This window comes from Pseudomonas sp. NPDC087614, assembly GCF_044743485.1.
Classification (GTDB): domain Bacteria; phylum Pseudomonadota; class Gammaproteobacteria; order Pseudomonadales; family Pseudomonadaceae; genus Aquipseudomonas; species Aquipseudomonas baetica_A.
In genome coordinates, this window is the sequence record NZ_JBIUWN010000053.1 from 1 (window position 1) to 23,200 (window position 23,200).

Consider the following 23,200-nt stretch of genomic DNA (forward strand, 5'->3'; position numbering starts at 1 on the left):
ACACAACAACTACGCTGTGGTCTTCATCAATGCCTGTGCCTACATCCGCGACGAACTGCCGTATGCCCTGAGCTCCGGCGGCGTGTCCAACGTGTCGTTCTCGTTCCGTGGCAACAACCCGGTGCGTGAGGCGATTCACTCGGTGTTCCTGCTGTACGCGATCCGCGCCGGCCTGACCATGGGCATCGTCAACGCCGGTCAGCTGGAAATCTACGACCAGATCCCGCAGGAACTGCGCGACGCGGTCGAAGACGTGGTGCTCAACCGCACACCGGAAGGCACCGACGCCCTCCTCGCCATCGCTGACAAATACAAGGGCGACGGCAGCGTCAAGGAAGCCGAGACCGAAGAGTGGCGCAACTGGGACGTCAACAAGCGCCTGGAACACGCACTCGTCAAGGGCATCACCACACACATCGTTGAAGACACCGAACAATCGCGCCAGTCATTCGCCCGCCCGATCGAAGTGATCGAAGGCCCGCTGATGTCGGGCATGAATATCGTCGGCGACCTGTTCGGTGCCGGCAAAATGTTCCTGCCGCAGGTGGTCAAATCCGCCCGTGTAATGAAGCAGGCCGTAGCGCACCTGATCCCGTTCATCGAACTGGAAAAAGGTGACAAACCTGAGGCCAAGGGCAAGATCCTCATGGCCACGGTGAAAGGCGACGTCCACGACATCGGCAAGAACATCGTTGGCGTGGTGCTTGGCTGCAACGGCTACGACATCGTCGACCTCGGCGTCATGGTCCCGGCGGAAAAGATCCTGCAAGTGGCCAAGGAGCAGAAGTGCGACATCATCGGGCTGTCTGGCCTGATCACCCCGTCGCTGGATGAGATGGTTCACGTTGCCCGTGAAATGCAGCGTCAGGACTTCCACTTGCCGTTGATGATCGGTGGCGCGACCACATCCAAAGCGCACACTGCCGTCAAGATCGAGCCCAAGTACAGCAACGACGCCGTGGTTTACGTGACCGACGCCTCCCGCGCGGTCGGCGTGGCAACGCAGTTGCTGTCCAAGGAATTGAAGGCCGGTTTCGTTGAAAAAACCCGAGCCGAATACGTCGAAGTGCGCGAACGTACCGCCAACCGCAGTGCCCGCACCGAACGTCTGAGCTACGCCGCCGCCATCGCGAAGAAACCGCAGTTCGACTGGGCCAATTACCAGCCGGTCAAACCGACCTTCACCGGCAGCAAAGTGCTGGAAAACATCGACCTCAAGGTACTGGCCGAGTACATCGACTGGACGCCGTTCTTCATCTCCTGGGATCTGGCCGGCAAGTTCCCGCGCATCCTCGAAGACGAAGTGGTCGGTGAAGCCGCCACAGCGTTGTACAAAGACGCTCAGGAAATGCTCGCCAAACTGATCGACGAGAAACTGATCAGTGCCCGTGCGGTGTTCGGCTTCTGGCCAGCCAATCAGGTGCATGACGACGACATCGAGTTGTACGGCGATGACGGCAAGCCATTGGCCAAGCTGCATCATCTGCGTCAGCAGATCATCAAGACCGACGGCAAACCGAACTTCTCGCTGGCCGACTTCGTGGCGCCCAAGGACAGCGAAGTGATCGACTATGTCGGTGGCTTCATCACCACCGCCGGTATCGGCGCCGAAGAAGTGGCCAAGGCTTATCAGGATGCCGGCGACGACTACAACTCGATCATGGTCAAGGCACTCGCCGACCGTTTGGCCGAGGCGTGCGCTGAATGGCTGCACCAGCAGGTACGTAAAGAACACTGGGGCTATGCCCGGGATGAAGTGCTCGACAACGAAGCGCTGATCAAAGAGCAATACTCCGGCATTCGTCCTGCGCCGGGTTATCCGGCGTGCCCGGATCACACCGAGAAAGCTGCATTGTTCGCCCTGCTCGACCCAGAAGCCGCCGAAATGCGCGCCGGGCGCAGCGGTGTATTCCTCACCGAGCACTACGCGATGTTCCCGGCGGCAGCGGTCAGCGGCTGGTATTTCGCCCACCCGCAGGCGCAGTACTTCGCCGTGGGCAAGGTCGACAAGGATCAGGTGCAGAGCTACACCTCGCGCAAAGGTCAGGAACTGAGCGTGACGGAGCGCTGGCTGGCGCCGAATCTGGGCTACGACAACTAATCCAGCTTCAACGCAATACTCTGTGGGAGCGAGCGGGCTCCCACAGTGGTTTTTGCGGTGCCCTTGAAACGGTTGGCTATGCTTGTCTGACACACATGGCAGACGAGGGATTTATGGACGATCCAGTCGACAACAAACCGCCGAGTTTCTGGCAGATGCTGCACAGCGTGATGGCAGCGGCGTTCGGCGTGCAGAGCGGCAAGAACCGGGCACGGGACTTCACCCACGGCAAACCCAGTCATTTCGTGATATTGGGGATTGTGTTCACCGCAGTGTTTGCGCTGACGCTGTTTGCCATCGTCAAACTGGTCGTGCATTTCGCCGGCGTCTGACGTGTTTCAGTGCATCAAGGCCTGGAAAGTGAACGGGTAGCGGTACGAGGCTGGCCGCCCTTTGGCCGAGAGTTTGCGAAATCTCACGCCGTAGTCAGGCGAACTTCCCATGGCCAGCATTCGCCGGGCATGAGCCTTATCGATCAGTTGCAGCAAAGGCACCTGACGATCGCGGCCGCCATGCTGATCCAGATCCACGCCCTGCTCGTGGTCATGCAGTTCCACCAGCGCCCAGCCGCCCAAAGTGAAGTGTCCGCCCAACAGCACGCTCAAGCGCCCATCGACCAGAGCCTGCAGCGCCGCCGGTGACGTATTGACCGCACTGAACAAGGCGTCTTGCCCCGGGATTTTGCCGGTCTCGGAAAACGCGCGCATCGCACCAAAGGCCATTTCATCGTTGGCCGACCACACCAGTGACACCTTCGGATAGCGCGCGAACAACTGTTTGGCCTGTTCATAGGCGCGCTGCTGCGTCCAGCCGCTGTAGACACGTTGGCGCAAACGTACTTGCGGATGTTCGGCCAGTGCGCGCTGCATGCCGTGCTCACGCAACTGCGCCGACGGCGTGATTTTCAAACCGGAGAACGCCAGCAATTCGATCTCCTCACCCCCGCTCACGGGCCGATGCATTCGAATCAACGCCTTCATCATCAGGTAGCCGCCCTCCTCATCGTTCGGCACCAGGTTGCCGACCCGATCCGTGCGCTCGCCGACCAGAGCTTGCTGGTCGGGGGTCAGTGCAGCGTTAACGATGAACAACTTCACGCCACTGTCTTGAGCCAGACGCAGGATCTGTGGCGCCACGTATTGCTCGTTGACGAACATCAGGTAATCGGGACGATTCGGCCCCTGCAACGCAAGACGCGCCTGAGCGAGTGTCAGTTCGGGTCGACGCAGGGAATAGAGAATGCGCAGATCAATGCCAAGATCCCGGGCGGCTGCCTGCATGAATTGCGAATAACTGACCCAGAACGTTTCCTCGGTCGAGCCGGGATTGAGAAACAGCACGGACTCCGCCCGCGCGCTGGACGCGAAAACCGCGCCAAACAATAGAAAGCTGATGTGAAAAAACCTGAACATGAAACAGCCGGGCCCAAGGAAAAACAGCCGCGATTATAGCCTTCGAAAACCGGCTGCTGGCGCCTGATTCCGTTTTTTGTCCGACAATCGTCGGACACGGGCCCGGAGGGGTCGCTTACTGATGACTGACCCAGAATACCGCCGTTCCTACGACCAGAATGATCAGGAACACAATCGCCCAGGCATCGACACTGCTATCGCTTTTCCTTGCTTTGGTTGGGTTGCTCATTGCATCGCCTCTTGTCGGTTTTATCGGTGATTGCAGAAAGACTCGACCACAGTTAAGACGATGATTGTCCGCACGACAAATGTGGGTTAGTTGACAGCCATTCTCGTTAGGCGATTTGGTTCTTTACATATACTCAAACATCACTTTTGCGCATAACTGCAAACGGGTATATTGCCCCGGCTCCGTTAGAGAGTGCGCGGCCGTGCGCGCAGAATTGCAGAGGCAACCTCGGACTCCAGCAAGCGAAAACCCAGCGTTTTCCGAGTAGCCCAAGCCTGAGAACAGGACTTATATGTACGTATACGACGAGTACGATCAGCGGATCATCGAGGACCGCGTCAAGCAGTTCCGTGATCAGACCCGACGCTATCTGGCAGGTGAGCTGAGCGAGGAAGAATTCCGTCCCCTGCGCCTGCAAAATGGCCTCTACATCCAGCGTTTCGCGCCGATGTTGCGAGTGGCAGTGCCTTACGGCCAACTGACTTCGCGTCAGACCCGCATGATGGCCAGGATTGCCCGCGACTACGACAAGGGCTACGCCCACATCAGCACACGACAGAACGTGCAGTTCAACTGGCCGGCGGTTGAAGATATCCCGGACATCCTGGCGGAACTGGCCACGGTGCAGATGCACGCGATCCAGACCAGCGGCAACTGCCTGCGCAACGTCACCACCGACCAGTTTGCCGGCGTCGCTGCCGACGAAGTGATCGACCCGCGCCCGTGGTGCGAGATCGTGCGTCAGTGGACCACGTTCCACCCTGAATTCGCTTACCTGCCACGCAAATTCAAGATCGCCGTCAACGGTTCGACCGCTGACCGCGCAGCCATTGAAGTGCATGACATTGGCCTGGAGCCAGTGCACAACGAAGCTGGCGAACTGGGCTTTCGCGTGCTGGTCGGTGGCGGCCTCGGTCGTACGCCGGTCGTCGGCGCGTTCATCAATGAGTTTCTGCCCTGGCAGGACCTGTTGAGCTACCTCGACGCCATCCTGCGGGTCTACAACCGTTACGGCCGTCGCGACAACAAATACAAGGCGCGGATCAAGATCCTCGTCAAAGCGCTGACCCCTGAAGTATTTGCGCAGAAAGTCGATGCCGAAATGGAACACCTGCGCGGTGGCCAGACTACGCTGACCGAAGCCGAACTGCATCGCGTCGCCAAGCACTTCGTTGACCCGGACTACAAGGCGCTGGACAACCAGTCTGCCGAACTGGCCGCGCTGGACAAAGAACACCCCGGGTTCGCTCGCTGGCGCACCCGCAACACCCTCGCGCACAAAAAGCCGGGTTATGTGGCCGTGACCCTGTCGCTGAAACCGACCGGCGTTGCCCCGGGCGATATCACCGACAAGCAACTCGATGCCGTCGCCGATCTGGCCGAGCGCTACAGCTTCGGTCAACTGCGCACCTCCCACGAGCAGAACATCATTCTGGCCGACGTCGAGCAGAGCCAGTTGTTCACCCTGTGGGGCGAGCTGCGTGAAGGTGGTTTCGCCACGCCGAACATCGGCCTGCTGACCGACATCATTTGCTGCCCTGGCGGTGATTTCTGCTCGCTGGCCAACGCCAAGTCGATCCCGATTGCCGAATCGATCCAGCGCCGCTTCGACGACCTCGATTACCTGTTCGACATCGGTGAACTGGACCTGAACATCTCCGGCTGCATGAACGCCTGCGGTCACCACCACGTCGGCCACATCGGCATCCTTGGGGTGGACAAGAAAGGTGAGGAGTTCTATCAGGTTTCCCTCGGCGGCAGCGCAAGCCGGGATGCGAGCCTGGGCAAGATCCTCGGCCCGTCCTTCGCTCAGGAAGCCATGCCTGACGTCATCTCGAAGCTGATCGACGTTTACGTTGAACAACGTACCGAAGACGAGCGCTTCATCGACACCTATCAGCGTATTGGCATCGACCTCTTCAAGGAACGCGTCTATGCAGCGAATCATTAAGAACAACGAAGTCGTCGACGAAACCTGGCACCTGCTGCCGAAGGATTTCAACATCGACGAGATCAGCAACTGCGACGATCTGATCGTTCCACTGCAACTGTGGCGCGAACACAGCCGCATGCTCAAGGCCCGCGACGGCGGCCTGGGTGTATGGCTTGATGCCGACGAAGAGGCCGAGGAAATAGGTCCTGACGTGGCCGAGTTCCAGGTGATCGCGCTTAACTTCCCGGCGTTCACCGACGGGCGCAACTACTCCAACGCACGCCTGCTGCGTGACCGTTACGGTTTCAAAGGCGAACTGCGGGCAATTGGCGATGTGTTGCGTGACCAGTTGTTCTACATGCACCGCTGCGGTTTCGACGCCTTTGCCATACGCCCGGACAAAGACCCGTACGAAGCGCTTGAAGGCCTCAAGGATTTTTCGGTGACCTATCAGGCGGCCACTGACGAACCCCTGCCGCTATTCCGTCGCCGCTAAACCTGCGGGTTTGCCGCAGACACAAAAACGCCGGTCAATGACCGGCGTTTTTTATGCGCGACTGTTTTACCAGAAACGTTGCTGGGTCAGACGACTCCACCAGCTCAACAGCACGCGATCCACCGAACCGCTGGCCGCCATGCCGATGCGCTCTTGCAGGCTTTTACGCTCGGCGTAGTGCAGGTGGTAGACCTCGGCCTGTCTGGCCTTCTGCGCGAGGTATTCGTCGCTGGTCTTGAGTTCATCAACCAGTTGCTTGTCCAGCGCTGCAACACCAAGCCAGACTTCACCTGTGGCCACTTCATCGATCGCCAGTTGCGGGCGATAGCGAGCGACAAAGTTCTTGAACAACTGATGGGTGATGTCCAGGTCTTCCTGAAACTTCTCGCGGCCCTTCTCGGTGTTTTCGCCGAACACGGTCAGGGTGCGTTTGTACTCACCGGCGGTCAGCACTTCAAAGTCGATATCGTGCTTTTTCAGCAAGCGGTTGACGTTGGGCAACTGCGCGACCACGCCAATGGAGCCAAGGATGGCGAACGGCGCACTGATGATCTTGTCGCCGATGCACGCCATCATGTAGCCGCCGCTGGCCGCGACCTTGTCGATACACACGGTCAACGGCACGCCGGCTTCACGAATACGGGCCAGTTGCGAGGAGGCCAGACCGTAGCTGTGGACCATGCCGCCACCGCTTTCCAAACGCAGGACGACTTCGTCCTTGGGTGTGGCGAGTGTCAGCAGCGCGGTGATTTCATGACGCAGGCTTTCGGTGGCCGAAGCCTTGATATCGCCGTCGAAATCCAGCACGAACACCCGTGGTTTGGCTTCGGGCTTTTTCTTCTGCTTCTTCTCGCTTTTCTCGGACTTGGCCTCGCCCTTGCGCAAGGCCTTGAGTTGATCCTTGTCGAGCAGCGTTTGCTCAAGGCGCTCACGCAGGCCTTTATAGAAATCATTGAGCTTGCTGACCTGCAACTGACCTGCCGACTTGCGCCGCCCCTTGCTGCGCAACGCGGCAAAACTGGCGAGCACTACCAGAATGGCGATCACCAGCGTGACGGTCTTGGCCAGGAAACTGGCGTATTCGGTGAAAAACTCCACAGAGACTCCTTAAAACAATGCGCGGACGTGAAACACACGCGGGATGGCGCCAGCATACCCATGCGCCGGCTCCTCGACCAGCCGTGAAACCTCTGGCAACACGCCTGTAACGGGCATTTCAAACAAGCGTATGTTTTTTCATTGACAGCACCCCATCATCCTCATAACCTCGCCAAACCTTCAACGTACCGGGAAGACGCGGACGTGGGCAGTATCTATTTGATTCGACATGGCCAGGCCTCCTTTGGTGCAGACGACTATGACGTCCTGTCACCGACCGGCGTGCGCCAGGCAGAAGTCCTCGGCCAGCACCTCGCTGAACTGGGTATCCGCTTTGACCGCTGCCTCGCGGGTGACCTGCGTCGCCAACAGCACACGGCCACCAGCGCGCTGGAACAATTCACCGCGCAAGGCCTGTCGGTACCGATGCTGGAAACCGATTGCGCCTTCAACGAATTCGACGCCGACGCCGTGATCCGCGCCCTGCTCCCGGCCATGTTGCCGGACGAACCGGAAGCGCTCGACATCCTGCGCAATGCCGCGCAAAACCGCGGCGAGTTCCAGCGCATTTTCGCCTTGATCATTGAGCGGTGGCTGGCCGGCACTTACGACCCGCCGGGGCTGGAGAGCTGGCTGGGCTTTGTCGAACGGGTTCAGGCCGGATTGCACCGAATCCTCGAACAAGCTGAAAAAAATCAGAAAATCGCCGTGTTCACCTCCGGCGGCACCATCACCGCACTGCTCCACCTCATTACGCAAATGCCTGCGAAACAGGCCTTTGAATTGAACTGGCAAATCGTCAACACCTCGCTCAACCTGCTGAAATTCCGCGGTCGCGAGGTGGCTTTGGCTTCCTTCAACAGTCATGCACACCTGCAACTGTTGAAGGCCCCGGAACTCATCACCTTCCGCTGAGTCCGGATTACTGTGAACCTTGCTGTAATCAACCTGCTCTTATTACCCAAGAAAGGATCGAACCATGACCTCCGTAGCTGATGCCGTACAAGCAATGAAAGCCAAGTTCAACCCAGCCGCTGCTGCCGGTCTGGACCTGGTCTTCGGTTTCCGCATCGACGAGACCAAGAACTTCTCGCTGATCGTCAAGGACAGCACCTGCGAGCTGCAAGAAGGCGAAAACCCGGACGCCCAGGTCACTCTGGTGATGGACGGCGAAACCCTGGAAGGCATCGTCGACGGTTCGACCGACGGCATGCAAGCATTCATGGGCGGCAAACTGCGCGCTGAAGGCGACATGATGCTGGCGATGAAACTGTCCGAACTGTTCCCGTCGTAAGACTACGATTCGGAAAAAACAAATCCCGCCTTGGTGGCGGGATTTGTCGTTTCAGGGTCAATGGATGCCGGCGGCGTCCAGTGCCTTGAAGACCTGCCGATCAGCGACCTGGGGCCCACTGTCGGGGTACATCAACTGGACGCCGCCTCCGGGGAGGATTTCACCGGTTTGCGCATCACGCGCGAAGGTGATGACATACCGCTCCCCCTGATACTTCAAGTAGATATTGTAATAATCCTGCGGCTGATCCGGTGCTGCGAAAGCACTGTAACGAATGAACGCAGTGTTCACATTCAACTACCAGCCCTTAACGGCGCAGGCTCTGAGTCTCGTCCAGTTCCTTGAATATCCGCACGTAATGCGCATCGGATTCTTGGTTCGGATAAATCAGTTTTGCACTGTTTTTATCGATCAGCTCTCCCGTTTGCGCATCTCGGCTGAAGGTGATGACAAACCGTTGATTTCCCAGATTCAGGAACAGGTTATAGAGATCGACTGGCTTGTCCGGCTTGTCGAACTTGCTGATCCAGTACCTGACACGCCCAGTCAGATCCGGTGGGTCGTTGATAAGCGAGTCGGTATTGACCTGGGGAAAGTCATACTCAAGCGCCACCCCTGCGATGGCGACGAGGTCATCGTTCATGTTCGCCGTAACCGGCAGAGGTTTATTGCGCAGCATGCTTTCGGCGCTTGCTTGGGCCGGGGTTCCCATGAGACGGCGGCTGTACATTCCGCTTGTAAACCAGCGAGTGGCGTCGAAACGATTATCGTCTGGACTCCAGATGCCGTAATACATCATTACTTTCGAGGACATTTCGTCTTCCTTGCCAACGAGATATAGACCCATCAAAACCGCGACGGCCAATAGCCCGATCGCACGAAAAACCGTTGTTTTTTTTATAGTTGAGGTCATTTGGCTGGTTTGTATTCGCACAGCTTTTTGGGAACGCCATCCGGTGTATTGCCAGATCGTACGCCATGGACAGCCCCTTCAGCGTCTAGGGGATATCCGAGTGTGTCGTTGTAATGTTCCCGTCCTTGAGCTTGTTTCAACAGCGCGGCATCTTTCTCGCTCAATGTTTTGACAGGCGGCACAGGCGCCCGCTCATTCGGCAACTGAGCGGCGGGATCTTTGCTGGTGGTGCGGTGGGCTGTCAACCGACGCTGGTAATCACTGAGATTCTTGCGGTAGGCACGGCTGGCGGCCTTGTCCGCTTCCTGCTTGGTCGGTGCCTGCTCCACCGCGGCACGATCTTCGTTGGTTCCATAGGTCTGGTCATACAGACTGCGCCGAGGAAATGCCCACACGGTTGTTCCGGTGGCATCAGCCATTATTTGCGCCAGACTGAGTTCAAAGTGCGGGTCTTCATTTTCCGCTACTTTCACGCTCGCGTTGATCCCTAATCCGGTTCGGCATGCGTAGGAATAGATCTTCGCGCCATAGGCGAACGCGTCAGGCGTAAACATGCGAGCCTGGGCATCACGTAATCGGTAGCTGTCACGTTTGTCCAGCTCGTACCCCAGTTCTATGCTGCCTACAACGCCGTGGGAAAAGAAATCCATTTGCTTGATTTCCCGACTTCTGCGTTTTCGACTCGCGACAAAATCAACCAACTGCGAAATTGAATCGTACTCGCGATACTCGGCACCATAACCCTCGGTCACGATCTTTTTGACTTCAGCCAACAGATTTGGGTCGTACTCATCCTTGAAGATCAGAAATGCCCGTTGAATAGAGTAACTCGGCGTAGACGGTGGATAGCTTTTGAGCTGACGTATGCCCTGGTTGATGAAGTTCATCATGTTGCCCCGCTGGCCACGAATATTCGCGATAAAACCCAGGTAGGACGCTCCCACTACCGTCACATAGTCCTGCGCCAGAGTCCCCTTCACTTGCGTCGTCGCGTGCTGATCGTTCGTCTGGCCCTGATTTTTTTTTGGAGTTGCCACGTAAAACCTTCCTTAGTAAGCGATACCCAGAGCAACCAGGTGGGCGGCGGCTTCCTTACCCCATTGCACGACAATGGAGGTCGGATCGGCAGTGAACACGCGTACGGCGTTGCCGTGGTTGTCAGTGTGGCCGACAAGGCGTTGGCCGTCTCCGGTTTCGATGCAATAGAGCATATCGGGAATCGCCTCGCCGGTGGTTTCATCAACCAGTTGGAAGCGTTCGCTGTGTTTGGGCACAGTCACGATAGGAGTGAAGGGTGCGGCGCCGACTTGAGTGCCCACGAACACGTCGCCAGAGCCGGTGATGATCATACCGCCATGGGCGGTGCCACTGCCGAGAAACGCAATGGGTTGGCCATTGATCAGGATGTTGCCGATTCCTTCGGTGACCGAATCACCGCACGCCGTTGTGTCTCCGACACGCAGCACCGGCATGCCGTTGATATTCACGTTGGGCGAACCGCTGGTGCTTGGGTTGGTACCGTGACCGGTCACCGGACAGGCATTGAGATCGCTGAGTCGAGCGGCTGGTTTTGCCATCGTCTACTTCCTTGTATTGGCTAGGGCGCGGAATGTACCGGATCTATACCAGGGATAAAAGTCTGTCGCCGCGTATAAAGGCCGAATCTGGCGTAGCGAAGGATGCCGCCAGCAACTCACGGGTATAGGGATGGGCCCGGCAATCGCGTCCGAACCTTAGATCCTCGAGCCGCCGCTGCTGAGGATTTCGTTACGCTCAATCACCGCCCCGGTCAACGCACTGCCATCGTCCAAAGTGAAATCACGTCGTTCAGCAGTATCGGTCGCCAACTCCCCTGCATCCGGCAACCCGCCGTAACGCGGCCCGAGCAACCCGGCCAGCAGCACAATACCGAGCACACTCAAACTGCCGCTGATAAATCCACGACTGCTCGACGCCGCATTGAGGCTCTGCAGCAGACGGTTGCACGGCAACCAACGCAAAGTCGGATCGCACAGCAGGACCAGACTTGCGCCCATTTGTTCGATGACATGCGGATGCTAAGGATCGGCGGTACGCAAGACATCGAATGCAGCGCGCCAGGCTCACGAATGGGAGGCCGGTAGTGCCAGGCCCCGTAAAAAGAAGACGCTTCGTCGCCTCGCAAAAGATTGGCTGACAGAACGTTGACCTCGATCACTGGCGCACGGGCGAGACTGATTAATCTTCCGGCTCCATCGAAGGCCAGGGAAGGCTCACCGGGAGCCTGCGGCTGATCCCATTCAAGGAAGAACTCTCATGCGACCACTCAACATCATTCTGCTGTCGTCGGCATTCAACGGTTTGACTCAACGCGCCTGGCTGGAACTGCGTCAGGCCGGACATTCGCCCAGCGTCGTGGTGTTTACCGAGGACGCTTCGGTGTGTGAACAGATCGAACGCAGCGGCGCCGATCTGGTGATCTGTCCGTTCCTCAAGGACCGCGTGCCGCCAGCGCTTTGGCGTAACACCGAACGTCCGGTGGTGATCATTCATCCGGGCATCGTCGGCGATCGTGGCGCCAGTGCGCTGGACTGGGCGATCACCCATGAGCTGTCGAGCTGGGGCGTGACCGCGTTGCAAGCGGTTGAAGAGATGGACGCCGGCCCGGTCTGGGCGACCTGCGAATTCAATCTGCCGTCGGGCTTGCGCAAGTCCGAGCTGTACAACGGTCGGGTCAGCGATGCGGCGATTCGTTGCATTCGCGAGGTAATCGAAAAATTCGTCGAAGGTTATGCGCCAGTGCCGCTGGATTACACCGACCCCAAAGTGCGTGGGCGTTTGCAGCCGAACATGAAACAGATCGACCGAAGCTTCAACTGGCACGACTGCGCGCGCTTCATCAAGCGCTGCATCGACGCGGCGGACGGCCAGCCCGGCGTACTGGCAAGCCTGGCGGGAGGTCAGTATTACGTGTACGACGCGCACCTGGATTCGCGCACGGGCCTGCCCGGCGAAATCCTCGCCGTGCAGGACGATGCCGTGCTGGTCGCGACCGGCGATCAGAGCCTGTGGATCGGCTCGCTGCGGCGCAAACCGCAGCCTGGCGAAGAAACCTTCAAGCAACCGGCGCGGCATGTGCTGGCCGGGCAATTGGCCGATGTGCCGACGCTCGACAGCTCGATTGCCACCCAGCCGTTCAGCGACGCGGCCTATCAACCGATTCGGTACCGCGAATCCGGGCATGTCGGCGAACTGACCTTCGAGTTCTACAACGGTGCCATGAGCACCGAGCAATGCCAACGCTTGGTCCAAGCGCTGCGCTGGGCCAAGTCCCGCGACACTCAGGTGTTATTGATCAAGGGCGGACGCGGGAGTTTTTCCAACGGTGTGCATTTGAACGTGATTCAGGCCGCGCAGGATCCGGGGGCTGAAGCCTGGGCGAATATTCAGGCAATCGATGATGTCTGTGAGCAATTACTGACGGCGCGGCAACTGGTGGTCAGCGGCGTAACGGGCAGTGCTGGCGCCGGTGGCGTGATGCTCGCGTTGACGGCCGATATCGTCTTTGCCCGGGCCGATATCGTGCTCAATCCGCATTACAAAAGCATGGGGTTGTACGGCTCCGAATACTGGACTTACAGCCTGCCCCGCGCCGTTGGCCCGGCGATGGCCGAGCAACTGACTCAAGCCTGCCTGCCGGTCAGTGCCCACCAGGCCCTGCAACTGGGTATGGTTCAGGAGATCGGCCCGCGTTGCCCGGATGAGTTTTCGCTGTGGCTGCTGCAACGGGCCAACAGCGTTTTGAGCGACCCGACCTATGCCGCTGTGCGTGAACGCAAGGCCCGGGTTGATCAGGTGCTGATCCAGCAATGCCGTAAAAGCGAGCTGCAGGAGATGCAGGAAGACATGCTCTACAACCGCAGTGGTTTCGCCGAGAAATGCGCCCATTTTGTTTACAAGCGCAAGGCGTGTGGCACGCCGGCGCGGCTGATCGCGGATTGGGCACGGGGGCGTGAAGTTGAGCTGACGGACTGATCGTCACCGCCCGCCACGGCCTCATCGCCGGCAAGCGAGCGCTCACAGATATCAAACCGTGGCCGCGACCCTAATGGCGATTGAACGATGACGCAGTGTAGAGGCTGCACATACAATGCGCCCACCTCAAAAACTGGCCCGCCCATGGACATCGACCTCGCCCGCACCTTTCTGGAAATCGTCCGCCACGGCAGCCTCGCCGCGGCGGCGCAGAAGCTGTTCGTCACACAAACGGCAATCACCGCCAGGGTGCAGAAACTCGAAAGCCAGTTGGGCAGCACCCTGTTCGTGCGTAATCGGGCCGGGGCGAAACTGACGCCCAACGGCGAGGCCTTTGTGGTCTACGCCAATCAACTGGTGCAGACCTGGGAGGCCGCGCGCCGCGACTTGCCGCTGCCCGAGGGTTATCACAACGTGCTGCACATCGGCGGAGAAGTCAGCCTGTGCAATCCGTTGATGCTCAGTTGGGCTGCCGAACTGCGCGAGAAAATTCCCGGGCATGCGTTGCGCATGGAAATCCGCGACGGCGAAAACCTGCTGCGCCAACTTGAACTCGGTGTGCTCGACGCGGCGCTGGTCTATCAGCCCGAATACTGGCCGGGGTTGCAGGTCGAGCAGGTGCTGGAAGAAAAGCTGATCCTGGTGCGCGCGCCTGATCGCCCGGATCCCTACGTCTACATCGACTGGGGCCCGGATTTTCGCCGCCAGCACGATGCCGCTCTGCCGGAAAAAGCCAAAGCCGCGCTGAGTTTCAACCTCGGCCCTCTGGCCCTGCAATACATCCTCGAACACGGTGGCAGCGGCTACTTCCGCACTCGCGTCGTGCGCACCTACCTGGAGAGCGGCGCCCTGGAGCCGGTGACCAAAGCCCCTGAATTCGGTTACCCGACCTATCTGGTGTACTCGCGCGATCGCGACTCGACGACGCTGCAACAAGCCTTCAATCTGCTGCGCGAAGTGATTCGCAACGATGACGACTGGTCGCAACGCTGGAACCCACTGAGCTGAGGCGGCCGCTTTACAGCCGATCATGGCGCATGTGCCCCAAGGTCTGGCCTGCATAAACGAGCGGATCGGCTAATCTGCCGGGTATGACAACGATCCCCGCAGGTGACGCAGTGAGGCAGACCACCGAGGCATTTCGCAGTCGCTACCGTGCGGCGATCCATCCGCTTTACAACCCGTGGTTGCATGGCGCCTTCGTGCTGCTGTTCGGCGTACTGGCCATCGGCATGTTCTGGAGCAATGTGCAGCAGGTGCAACCGCTGCAATGGCTGACCGTGCCGCTGACCCTGCTGTTCTTCAATTTCGGCGTGTACAGCGTGCATCGCCATCTCGGCCACCATAAAAAAGCCTTCGCGAAAATGTTCTACGCCCGACATGCGGGCGATCATCACAGTTTCTTCACCCCCGGCCACATGACCTACGACAGTGCCCGCGACTGGCGGGTGATTCTGTTCCCGGCCTGGCTGATCGTCATTCACACGCTGTTCATCACCCTGCCGGGGTGGTGGCTGCTCGTGCAGGCCAATGTCAACGTTGCCGGGCTGTTCGGCGGCTGCATGGTGTTCGGTTATCTTGCCTACGAGGTGTTTCACGCCTGCGAGCATCTGCCGCCGGACAATCCGTTGACCCGGCTGCCGTGGATCCGCCAGATGCGTCGCCTGCACGAATTGCATCACCGCCGCGAGCGCATGCAGGAATGCAACTTCAACATTGTCTTGCCCTTGATGGACTACTTGTTCGGCACCCTTTACTGGGAGCCGGAAACCGCCCCTATGAGCCATTCGAGAATGCCCATGACGCGCCTGCAACACCCGATCGATATCGCCGGTGAACCGATTGCCGTGCTCGCCTACGCTGCCAGCGTCAGCCGCTGGCCAGAGTGGCACCCGTCTTCGCTGAAAATCAACGGCCCACAGGGCCCCCTGCATGCGGGTTCGCACTTCGAGGAGGATATTCATGCGGGTGGGCGGCCAGGTCACTTGAGCTGGGAAGTCACGGAGTATCTGCCCGGTCGGCGCTGGTGTGCGCAGGCGCACGGTGATCACGGGTTGTCATTGTTGCTCACTTACGAATGCTCGACCGAAGGCAGCGGCACACAGTTTGTGCGCACCCTGGAGTATCGCTTCGAGGGGCTGGGCATGCGCATCGCCAATCAGTTGCTGCTCAAACGCCGTATTGGTCGCGAGTCGGCTGCGTCGATGCTCGCGTTACGCGACATGGCCACGCAATACATTGCATCGGCGAGGGCAAGCGCATGAAGTTGGGACATGGGTTGATGCTGCTGATCATTCTCGTTTTCGCGTTTTTGTTGCTGATGCCCACCCGGGTTGAGCCGGTTGCCTGGAAACCACAGGCCGCGCCATCGCTGACCAACGGAATCTACGCCGAAAACCAAAAACTCAAAGGCGTTGCACAGGTTGGCCCGAGTGACATCGAAGGGCCAGAGGCGCTGCTGCTGGAAGGTGACTTTTTGATCACTGGATTGCATGACGGTCGGCTGATCCGCAGCAGTCTCGACGGTCAGGAACGCCAAGTGCTCGCAGATACCGGCGGACGTCCCTTGGGTCTGGCCCGACATCCCAACGGTTTGCTGGTGATTGCCGACGGCGTCAAAGGTTTGCTCTCGCTCGATGCACAAGGGCGCTTGATTGCCCTGGCGACAGCCGCCAATGGCCTGGCGTTCGGTTTCACCGACGATGTGGCCATCGACCAATCCGGGCATTACGCCTACTTCAGTGATGCCTCCAGCCGTTGGGGTTATGGCCATGACGGCGAGGCGATTATCGAGCATGGCGGTGACGGACGTCTGTTGCGCTATGACTTTCAGACCGGCAAAACCAGCGTACTGCTGGACAAACTGGAGTTCGCCAACGGCGTGACCCTCGGCCCGGATGACGCCTATGTATTGGTCAACGAAACCGGCGCTTACCGCATCAGCCGCTACTGGCTGACCGGGCCCAAGGCCGGCACCCATGACCTGTTCATCGACAATTTGCCGGGGCTGCCGGACAACCTCGCCTTCAACGGCAGCGACCGGTTTTGGGTGGCGCTGTACGCACCGCGCAATCCCTTGCTCGATGGCACTGCCGGGTATCCGCTCGTACGCAAGATGATCGTGCGAGCGCTGACCGTGTTGCCCAAACCGGTGGAAAAGCGCGGGTTTGTGCTGGGGCTGGATCTGGACGGCAAGGTGATTGCCAATCTGCAGGATGCCAGCAGCGGTAATTACTCACCGATAACGACGGCGCGCGAGTATGGGCAGTGGTTGTATTTCGGGTCGTTGAAGGCTTCGCATATGGCGCGTTTGCCCTTGGCAGATGCGCTCAAATGAGCCCGCATTAAAGGCACTGGACTGACTGACGCTATCGCTGGCAAGCCTGCTCCCACGCGGTTTGTGAAACATCGAAAATCATTCGATAACCATAAACCTGTGGGATCGGTCATGGGGCACCTCGCAAGGAGTCGATGAATTCGGACTCTGAACATTCGAGGTGCCGGGCGTGGTTGTCGTTCCAGTCAATCTACAACCGTAGGTCGGCGGATCAGGACGGGGGCTGCAAATGGCTGACGATCTCGTCCTTGACCTTCAGGCGCTTCTCTTTGAGTTTTTTCAGTTCATCGTCGCTGGGGGCATCCGAGGTGGCCGTTTCGGCCTTGACCACATCGGCATCAGCCTGGGAATACTTGTTGATCAGTGAATCCAGTCGTGGATCCTGGGTGCGTTTTTGCTGGATCTCTTCCTTCGTGCAACTCAAGTCCTGAAACAGGTCATGGGGAACCGGCATGGAACACCTCCATCAGTTGATCGGGAGGCCAGCGCGACCGATTGCGCTGACCCGTTATCAGAATGGCCTTGGTTGAACGCTTCTGTCGACCACCTGTCAGACCAGCGGCGCCCGTTCGTCGCCCTGTCGCTATTGCGATAAAGCCTTTGCTCGTTGCGCGCCCTCAATCGCCTGTCGCTCAAAAAACTGTGGCCGGTGGCCTGAAGCGATGAGGCCATTGGAGACGACACATTTAACGACTCATGGCGCGGGCAAGGAATGGTGCAGTCCGGCTCTTCTTGCTCGCCGCGACTTTTTGCGGCGTACCCGCCGCAACAATCTTGCCGCCCAGATCCCCCGCCCCCGGGCCGATGTCGATCACCCAGTCGCTCTGCGCGACCACGCGCATTTCATGTTCGACCACGATCACCGTGTGCCCCGCCGTCACCAGCGCATCCAACTGCTCCAGCAACCGATCGACATCGCGCGGGTGCAATCCGGTGGTCGGTTCATCCAGCACATACAAGGTGGCGCCACGCTGGTTACGCTGCAACTCGGTGGCCAGTTTGATCCGCTGCGCCTCACCGCCGGACAGTTCCGTGGCTGGCTGCCCCAGGCGCAAATAACCCAGGCCGATGTCGCGCAGCACCTCCAGTGAACGCCGAATGCCCGGTTGCTCGATAAACACGCTCACCGCCTCGTCGACAGTCAGTTGCAACACCTGAGCGATGCTCAAGCCTTGCCACATTATCGCCAGCGTCTGCGGGTTGTACCGTGCGCCATGACAGGTCGGGCACGGTGCATACACGCTGGGCATGAACAGCAATTCGACACTGACAAAGCCTTCCCCCTCGCACGTCGCGCAACGACCCTTGGCGACGTTGAAGGAAAACTGCCCGGCGTCATAACCCGCCGCCCGCGCCTGGGGTGTCGCGGCGAACAGCTTGCGCACGTTGTCGAATAACCCGGTGTAGGTCGCCAGATTGGAGCGTGGCGTGCGACCGATGGGTTTCTGATCGACTTGCACCAGTCGCTTGATCGAATCCAGTCCGGCGCTGACGTGTCCGCCGCTGACCTGCGGTGCGTCGTCTTCGAGGGTGAGTGCTTCCGACTCGTGATCAACCGTCGGCCGCCCCAGTTGCGCGCCGACCAGTTCCAGCAACGCCTGACTGACCAGACTCGATTTTCCGGAACCGGACACGCCCGTCACCGAAGTGAAGCAACCCAAGGGAAATTCGGCGCTGAGATTGGTCAGGTTGTTGCGGGTGATACCGTCGAGTTTCAGCCACGCTGTCGGCTTGCGCGCCGTCCGCGTCTGCCCTTGCGCTTGGGCAAACAGATAGGCGCGCGTCTGCGAATGCTCAATGGCGGCCAACCCCGCCGGCGGGCCGCTGTACAACACTTGACCACCCTGCTCTCCCGCCGCCGGCCCGACGTCAATCAACCAGTCGGCTCGGCGCATGGTTTCCAGATCATGCTCGACCACAAACAGCGTGTTGCCCTCGGCTTTCAAGCGCTGCAAGGCTTCGAACAAGGCCTCGCCGTCCGCCGGGTGCAAACCGGCGGACGGTTCGTCGAGCACGTAAATCACGCCGAACAATTGCGAGCCCAGTTGCGTGGCCAGTCTCAGGCGCTGCAACTCCCCGGACGACAAGGTCGGCGTGCTGCGCTCCAGCGCCAGATAACCGAGGCCCAAATCGGTCAGGGTACTGACCCGCTCGAGCAAGTCCTCGGCAATACGCTGCGCTGCCAGGCGTTTTTCCAGGGACAGGTTCGGGGTGTGCCGCACATCCGGCGCGCCAGTGTGTCCGCTGGCGCCGTGGGCTACACGCTGCTGACGGGCCTCGCGAGTCTGCGCATGGCTCAGGGTTTCGCCGCGCTCTTCAGCGCGATCCAGATAGCTGGCTGCCGCCACCGGTTTCAGCACCTCGGCCACCTTCAACAACGGCATCTGCGACAACTCGCCGATGTCATACCCGGCGAACGTCACCGACAACGCCTCGCGCTTGAGGCGTTTGCCCTCACACAGAGAGCAAGGACTGCCGAGCATGAACTGCGAAACACGCTTCTTCATCAGCGCACTTTGCGAGTGGGTAAAGGTGTGCAGAATGTAGCGCCGGGCGCCGGTGAACGTGCCTTGGTAACTCGGCTCTTTCTTGTGCTTGAGGGCGACGCGGGTTTCTTCCGGGGTCAGCCCGGCGTACACCGGAACGGTTGGGGTCTGTTCGGTAAACAGAATCCAGTCGCGCTGCTTTTTCGGCAGTTTGCGCCACGGGATATCGACGTCGATGCCCAGGGTCACGAGAATGTCGCGCAGGTTCTGGCCTTGCCACGCCAAGGGCCAGGAAGCCACCGCGCGCTGGCGAATGGTCAGGCCAGGATCAGGCACCATCAAGGCTTCGGTGACTTCATACACCCGGCCGAGCCCATGGCACTCGGGGCACGCGCCCTGTGGCGTATTGGGCGAAAAATCCTCGGCATACAACATCGCCTGCCCCGGCGGATAACTGCCGGCACGCGAATACAGCATACGGATCAGGCTCGACAACGTGGTGACGCTGCCCACCGATGAACGCGTGCTCGGTGTACCGCGTTGTTGTTGCAGCGCCACGGCAGGTGGCAGGCCTTCGATGGAGTCGACATCCGGCACGCCGACCTGATCGATCAGGCGCCGCGCATACGGCGCCACTGATTCGAAATAACGCCGCTGGGCTTCGGCATACAACGTCGAGAACGCCAGCGATGACTTGCCCGACCCCGATACTCCGGTGAACACCACCAAGGCATCGCGGGGAATGTCGACGTCAACGTTCTTCAGATTGTGTTCACGGGCACCGCGCACCCGAACCATGCCAGTCGTTGCCTTGGAGGTACGCTTGGAAGTCATCAGCCTGCCTTGGTAATGGAATGTTCAAGCTCAGCCACTGAGCACGTCACGAATCATCTGCAACAATGCGTCCGGGCTGTAAGGCTTGCTGAGCAAATGCGTGTCGGGGCTCAATTGGTGATTGCGCGAAATGATGTCGCGGGTATGCCCCGAGGCGAACAACACCGCGACCGGTGGCGTCTGCACCTTGGACCAGGCAAACAGATCGGAGCTTTTGATCAGCCCCGGCATGACCACGTCGGTGAAAATCAAGTCCACGTCGCAGCCTTCGAGCAACATCTGCATCGCCACGTCGCCATTGCCGGCGGTCAGCACGCGATAACCTTCCTCGCGCAGCAACTCGACCGCCGAAGCGCGCACAGCCTCGTTATCCTCGACCACCAGAATCGTCTCGTGACCACCCCTCAGCTGACTTTCGATGTTCGGCGCTTCTTCGCGGATCGGTCGCAGGCTGCGCGCAAAGTACAACTGCACGCATGTCCCCTCACCTGGCGTACTGTCGATCTCGACATGCCCGCCACTCTGTTTGACGAAACCGAAAACCATGCTCAGGCCCAGCCCCGTGCCCTGACCGTCAGCCTTGGTGGTAAAAAACGGCTCGAACACTTGCTCCAGCATCTGTGGCGGGATGCCGGGCCCCGTGTCGCTGACCGCGACCCGGACAAAGTCACCGGGGGTGATGCCCTTACCGACACAGAACTCGCCATCGAGAGCAACGTTGGACGCACTGAGCACAATGGTGCCCTCACCCTTCATCGCATCCCGTGCGTTGATGGCCAGATTGAGAATGGCGTTTTCCAATTGATTGCGGTCGACATTGATGTGCCACGGTGCTTGCGGCAGTTGCACATCAATCTGAATGGTTTCGCCCAGCGCCCGCTGGAGTAATTCACCGACACCTTCGAAAATCTGCTGCAGGTTGCACACCGCCGGTGACAACGGCTGACGCCGGGCAAACGCGAGCAATTGCGAAGACAATTTGGCCCCGCGCTCGACCGCCGCCAACGAAGCGCTGACCCGACGCTGCACGTTGGCGTTATTGGGCTCATGGCGAGCCAGCAAATGCAGATTGCCGGCGATCACCTGCAACAGGTTATTGAAGTCGTGAGCGACGCCGCCGGTCAGCCCGCCGATGGATTCCAGTTTCTGTGACTGGCGCAACTGCTCCTCGGCGGCCAGTCGCGCACCGACTTCATCGGCGACACGCTGCTCGAGGTTGCGGGTGAATTTGAGCAGGGATTCCTCGGCAATCTTGCGTTCATGAATATCGATCAACACGCCAGGGAAGCGAAACGGCTCACCCTGCTCGTTGAATTCGCAGGCTCCACTGGCCAGTACCCACATATAACTGCCGTCCGGACGCAAAACCCGGTATTCGGCGTTGTACGGCTCACCGGTCTGCAATACCTGATTGACCCGCTCCTGCACCCAGGCCAGGTCATCAGGGTGAATCCTGGCATTGGTGAGCGCCTGAGGCACATCGGTCAGATCCTGATCCGCCGGGTACGAGAACGTCCGAGCGAAACGCTCATCCGCCGATAACACATCATTGCGCACATCCCAGACAAACGAGCCGAGCAAGGCACCGGCATTGAGCGCCAGACGCACGCGCTCATTATCAGCGCGGTAAGCGTATTCAGCGGCCTGGCGCAAACGCTCGGAACGCATGAACTCCGTGGTATCAACCACTATCGCCATGACCCCGGACGGCACCCCTTCATCGTTGGCGACAGGGCTGTAATACAAATCCAGGCAGACTTCTTCGGGAATGCCATCACGCAGCAGCACCATGTCCTTATTGCGAAACGACAAGGTGCCACCGGCCAGACAGGTATCGACGACATGGCGGTTGAACTCGGCGACTTCCGGCCAGCCCAGCTCCACCGGTGAGCCCAACAAAAATGGATGGCGGCCACCGGCAAACTTCGAATAGGCGTCGTTGTAGATCATGTAGCCAGCACGGCCCCAGAGCATGACCAACGGCAACGGCGACGCCAGCATCATTTGCACGGTGCTGCACAGGCTGGCGGGCCATGTCTCCAGCGGCCCCAGTTCGGTTTGACGCCAGTCGAACGCGCAAATGCGTCCGGCCATTTCGCCTTTCCAACCTTCACAACCGTGGCTATCGGATAAAAACTGCATCGCCTGACTCGGTGTCCTGTGGTGGTTGCCCGATCAATCACTACGCCCAAACGACGCGGCGTCCTTGTGTTTCGAGCATCGCAGGTCGTATTGGTTTCATAAGAGGTATAGCCGGTTTCATAGCCTGCTCAGGTTCAAACCCCGATCAGATGTTTCAGCGGGTGATAGCCCGTTTTCATCTTGGCGGCAACGTCGAGAATCGCTTTCTCGATACCGTTCAGGTGCACGCACGTCAACTCGATCGCGGCGCTCTGATCGCCGGCCTCGATGTACTCGATCAGGCGCAGGTGTTCGTTGTCGCGGCAGGCTTCGTGGCTGTCGTCGTCCAATGCGGCGATGTACAGGGAGGCACGGGAAATCAGCTTCTGAAACCAGTCGAGCAGTACCGGGTTATTCAGGCTGCGTGCAAGCTTGAGGTGGAACTCACCAAGCAGATGAATCAACCGCTCGTGGTCGCCGGCTTCATGGGCTTGATCTTCCAGCAACAGGTGATCGCGCAGCACCTGCATCGCCGCAGCGTCCTTGCGTCGACACAGCTCGGTGACAATACCGATCTCGATCAGACGGCGGGTTTCGAACAGCGAGCGAATTTCTTCATTGCTGGGCAACGACACCGATGCCCCTTTGTTGGGTTCGGTGGTCACCAGGCCCTCGGCTTCCAATTGCTTGAGCGCGGCCCGCACTGAGGTGCGGCTGACATTAAATAATTGCGCGAGCGAGGCCTCGCCCAGTTTCATTCCCGGACGCAGTGAGCGCTTGCAGATCGCCTCGTAAACCCCTTGGTAGACGCGGTCGACCGTGGTTTCCAGTTTCTTTTCGGTCACTCCAAAGCTCCTTCATTGCTGGCAACGCTGCCGTGGCGCATGAACCGTGGCGCAGAATATCGCCTTCGGCCCCAAGATGCAGGCTCT

21 protein-coding genes are annotated in these 23,200 nt (G+C 59.3%); 10 read left to right on the forward strand and 11 right to left on the reverse strand.

The genetic code is table 11. From position 1 onward, the window contains the following. Both ACIOWA_RS18975 and ACIOWA_RS18980 read left to right on the forward strand, forming a co-directional pair. On the forward strand, positions 1-2,101 hold a 2,101-nt coding region (locus ACIOWA_RS18975), incomplete at its 5' end, for a vitamin B12 dependent-methionine synthase activation domain-containing protein (RefSeq protein ID WP_401161332.1). Positions 2,102-2,214: 113 nt separating this feature from the next. Beyond that, positions 2,215-2,433 (forward strand): DUF2970 domain-containing protein, encoded by a 219-nt coding sequence (locus ACIOWA_RS18980; protein WP_221732738.1) that lies wholly within the window; start codon positions 2,215-2,217, stop codon positions 2,431-2,433. A gap of 6 nt (positions 2,434-2,439) precedes the next feature. Here the strand turns inward: ACIOWA_RS18980 and ACIOWA_RS18985 are convergent, their stop codons facing one another. Continuing rightward, positions 2,440-3,513, reverse strand: a complete 1,074-nt coding sequence (locus ACIOWA_RS18985; RefSeq protein WP_339432923.1) for an ABC transporter substrate-binding protein — start codon at positions 3,511-3,513, stop codon at positions 2,440-2,442. Between the two features lie 521 nt (positions 3,514-4,034). On the opposite strand from ACIOWA_RS18985, the gene ACIOWA_RS18990 reads away from it, so the two are divergent. Together ACIOWA_RS18990 and ACIOWA_RS18995 are read left to right on the forward strand one after the other, a co-directional pair. Further along, positions 4,035-5,693: a nitrite/sulfite reductase gene (locus ACIOWA_RS18990; protein ID WP_339432922.1), complete on the forward strand. Its 1,659-nt coding sequence runs from the start codon at positions 4,035-4,037 to the stop codon at positions 5,691-5,693. After that, complete coding sequence (locus tag ACIOWA_RS18995; RefSeq protein ID WP_339432921.1) at positions 5,677-6,171, forward strand: DUF934 domain-containing protein; 495 nt, start codon at positions 5,677-5,679, stop codon at positions 6,169-6,171. The genes ACIOWA_RS18990 and ACIOWA_RS18995 overlap by 17 nt, the downstream gene beginning before the upstream one ends. 66 nt (positions 6,172-6,237) lie before the next feature. Here the strand turns inward: ACIOWA_RS18995 and sohB are convergent, their stop codons facing one another. After that, entirely contained in the window at positions 6,238-7,269 is a 1,032-nt protein-coding gene (sohB, locus tag ACIOWA_RS19000) for a protease SohB (protein WP_339432920.1), read from the reverse strand. A gap of 204 nt (positions 7,270-7,473) precedes the next feature. Here sohB and ACIOWA_RS19005 point away from each other — a divergent pair, with 204 nt between their 5' ends. Both ACIOWA_RS19005 and ACIOWA_RS19010 read left to right on the forward strand, forming a co-directional pair. Beyond that, positions 7,474-8,184: a histidine phosphatase family protein gene (locus ACIOWA_RS19005; RefSeq protein ID WP_339432919.1), complete on the forward strand. Its 711-nt coding sequence runs from the start codon at positions 7,474-7,476 to the stop codon at positions 8,182-8,184. 64 nt (positions 8,185-8,248) lie between these two features. Continuing rightward, positions 8,249-8,563, forward strand: a complete 315-nt coding sequence (locus ACIOWA_RS19010) for an SCP2 sterol-binding domain-containing protein (protein ID WP_103302367.1) — start codon at positions 8,249-8,251, stop codon at positions 8,561-8,563. Between the two features lie 57 nt (positions 8,564-8,620). Here the strand turns inward: ACIOWA_RS19010 and ACIOWA_RS19015 are convergent, their stop codons facing one another. The 5 genes from ACIOWA_RS19015 to ACIOWA_RS19035 form a co-directional block, all read right to left on the reverse strand. Beyond that, positions 8,621-8,854 (reverse strand): hypothetical protein, encoded by a 234-nt coding sequence (locus ACIOWA_RS19015; RefSeq protein ID WP_339464514.1) that lies wholly within the window; start codon positions 8,852-8,854, stop codon positions 8,621-8,623. A 16-nt stretch (positions 8,855-8,870) separates the two neighbouring features. Continuing rightward, a complete protein-coding gene (locus ACIOWA_RS19020; RefSeq protein WP_339432918.1) occupies positions 8,871-9,377 on the reverse strand; it encodes a hypothetical protein in 507 nt (168 codons plus the stop codon). A gap of 95 nt (positions 9,378-9,472) precedes the next feature. Beyond that, positions 9,473-10,513 (reverse strand): hypothetical protein, encoded by a 1,041-nt coding sequence (locus tag ACIOWA_RS19025; RefSeq protein ID WP_339432917.1) that lies wholly within the window; start codon positions 10,511-10,513, stop codon positions 9,473-9,475. Between the two features lie 12 nt (positions 10,514-10,525). Continuing rightward, complete coding sequence (locus ACIOWA_RS19030; protein ID WP_401161336.1) at positions 10,526-11,053, reverse strand: PAAR domain-containing protein; 528 nt, start codon at positions 11,051-11,053, stop codon at positions 10,526-10,528. Positions 11,054-11,209: 156 nt separating this feature from the next. Then, on the reverse strand, positions 11,210-11,512 hold the full coding sequence (locus ACIOWA_RS19035; RefSeq protein WP_401161338.1) for a hypothetical protein: 303 nt from the start codon (positions 11,510-11,512) through the stop codon (positions 11,210-11,212). A gap of 259 nt (positions 11,513-11,771) precedes the next feature. Here ACIOWA_RS19035 and ACIOWA_RS19040 point away from each other — a divergent pair, with 259 nt between their 5' ends. The 4 genes from ACIOWA_RS19040 to ACIOWA_RS19055 all read left to right on the forward strand — a co-directional run bounded on the left by ACIOWA_RS19040 (position 11,772) and on the right by ACIOWA_RS19055 (position 16,827). Next, a complete protein-coding gene (locus ACIOWA_RS19040) occupies positions 11,772-13,490 on the forward strand; it encodes a hydrogenase maturation protein (RefSeq protein ID WP_401161340.1) in 1,719 nt (572 codons plus the stop codon). A gap of 144 nt (positions 13,491-13,634) precedes the next feature. Continuing rightward, on the forward strand, positions 13,635-14,498 hold the full coding sequence (locus ACIOWA_RS19045; RefSeq protein ID WP_401161342.1) for a LysR family transcriptional regulator: 864 nt from the start codon (positions 13,635-13,637) through the stop codon (positions 14,496-14,498). 110 nt (positions 14,499-14,608) lie between these two features. Continuing rightward, positions 14,609-15,754 carry a sterol desaturase family protein gene (locus ACIOWA_RS19050; protein ID WP_401161344.1) on the forward strand — a complete coding sequence of 382 codons (1,146 nt, stop codon included), beginning with the start codon at positions 14,609-14,611 and terminating at the stop codon, positions 15,752-15,754. Next, positions 15,751-16,827, forward strand: coding sequence for an SMP-30/gluconolactonase/LRE family protein (locus tag ACIOWA_RS19055; protein ID WP_401161346.1), 1,077 nt, complete (start codon positions 15,751-15,753; stop codon positions 16,825-16,827). Before ACIOWA_RS19050 ends, ACIOWA_RS19055 begins: the two co-directional genes overlap by 4 nt. A 211-nt stretch (positions 16,828-17,038) precedes the next feature. Here the strand turns inward: ACIOWA_RS19055 and ACIOWA_RS19060 are convergent, their stop codons facing one another. The 4 genes from ACIOWA_RS19060 to ACIOWA_RS19075 all read right to left on the reverse strand — a co-directional run bounded on the left by ACIOWA_RS19060 (position 17,039) and on the right by ACIOWA_RS19075 (position 23,113). Further along, positions 17,039-17,281, reverse strand: a complete 243-nt coding sequence (locus ACIOWA_RS19060; RefSeq protein WP_221732752.1) for a DUF465 domain-containing protein — start codon at positions 17,279-17,281, stop codon at positions 17,039-17,041. 232 nt (positions 17,282-17,513) lie between these two features. Continuing rightward, positions 17,514-20,147, reverse strand: a complete 2,634-nt coding sequence (locus ACIOWA_RS19065) for an excinuclease ABC subunit A (protein WP_401161348.1) — start codon at positions 20,145-20,147, stop codon at positions 17,514-17,516. Positions 20,148-20,177: 30 nt separating this feature from the next. After that, positions 20,178-22,289, reverse strand: coding sequence for an ATP-binding protein (locus ACIOWA_RS19070; protein WP_401161350.1), 2,112 nt, complete (start codon positions 22,287-22,289; stop codon positions 20,178-20,180). Positions 22,290-22,423: 134 nt separating this feature from the next. Further along, the gene (locus tag ACIOWA_RS19075) at positions 22,424-23,113 is read right to left on the reverse strand and encodes a GntR family transcriptional regulator (protein ID WP_221732756.1); all 690 of its coding nucleotides are present in this window, start codon (positions 23,111-23,113) and stop codon (positions 22,424-22,426) included. Between the last annotated feature and the right edge of the window lie 87 nt (positions 23,114-23,200).

Coding starts and splice junctions, on each gene's coding strand:
- ACIOWA_RS18980 (WP_221732738.1), top strand. CDS start 2,215: ATGGACGATCCAGTCGACAACAAACCGCCGAGTTTCTGGCAGATGCTG.
- ACIOWA_RS18985 (WP_339432923.1), bottom strand. CDS start 3,513: ATGTTCAGGTTTTTTCACATCAGCTTTCTATTGTTTGGCGCGGTTTTC.
- ACIOWA_RS18990 (WP_339432922.1), top strand. CDS start 4,035: ATGTACGTATACGACGAGTACGATCAGCGGATCATCGAGGACCGCGTC.
- ACIOWA_RS18995 (WP_339432921.1), top strand. CDS start 5,677: ATGCAGCGAATCATTAAGAACAACGAAGTCGTCGACGAAACCTGGCAC.
- ACIOWA_RS19010 (WP_103302367.1), top strand. CDS start 8,249: ATGACCTCCGTAGCTGATGCCGTACAAGCAATGAAAGCCAAGTTCAAC.
- ACIOWA_RS19020 (WP_339432918.1), bottom strand. CDS start 9,377: ATGTCCTCGAAAGTAATGATGTATTACGGCATCTGGAGTCCAGACGAT.
- ACIOWA_RS19030 (WP_401161336.1), bottom strand. CDS start 11,053: ATGGCAAAACCAGCCGCTCGACTCAGCGATCTCAATGCCTGTCCGGTG.
- ACIOWA_RS19035 (WP_401161338.1), bottom strand. CDS start 11,512: ATGGGCGCAAGTCTGGTCCTGCTGTGCGATCCGACTTTGCGTTGGTTG.
- ACIOWA_RS19040 (WP_401161340.1), top strand. CDS start 11,772: ATGCGACCACTCAACATCATTCTGCTGTCGTCGGCATTCAACGGTTTG.
- ACIOWA_RS19045 (WP_401161342.1), top strand. CDS start 13,635: ATGGACATCGACCTCGCCCGCACCTTTCTGGAAATCGTCCGCCACGGC.
- ACIOWA_RS19055 (WP_401161346.1), top strand. CDS start 15,751: ATGAAGTTGGGACATGGGTTGATGCTGCTGATCATTCTCGTTTTCGCG.
- ACIOWA_RS19060 (WP_221732752.1), bottom strand. CDS start 17,281: ATGCCGGTTCCCCATGACCTGTTTCAGGACTTGAGTTGCACGAAGGAA.
- ACIOWA_RS19065 (WP_401161348.1), bottom strand. CDS start 20,147: ATGACTTCCAAGCGTACCTCCAAGGCAACGACTGGCATGGTTCGGGTG.
- ACIOWA_RS19070 (WP_401161350.1), bottom strand. CDS start 22,289: ATGCAGTTTTTATCCGATAGCCACGGTTGTGAAGGTTGGAAAGGCGAA.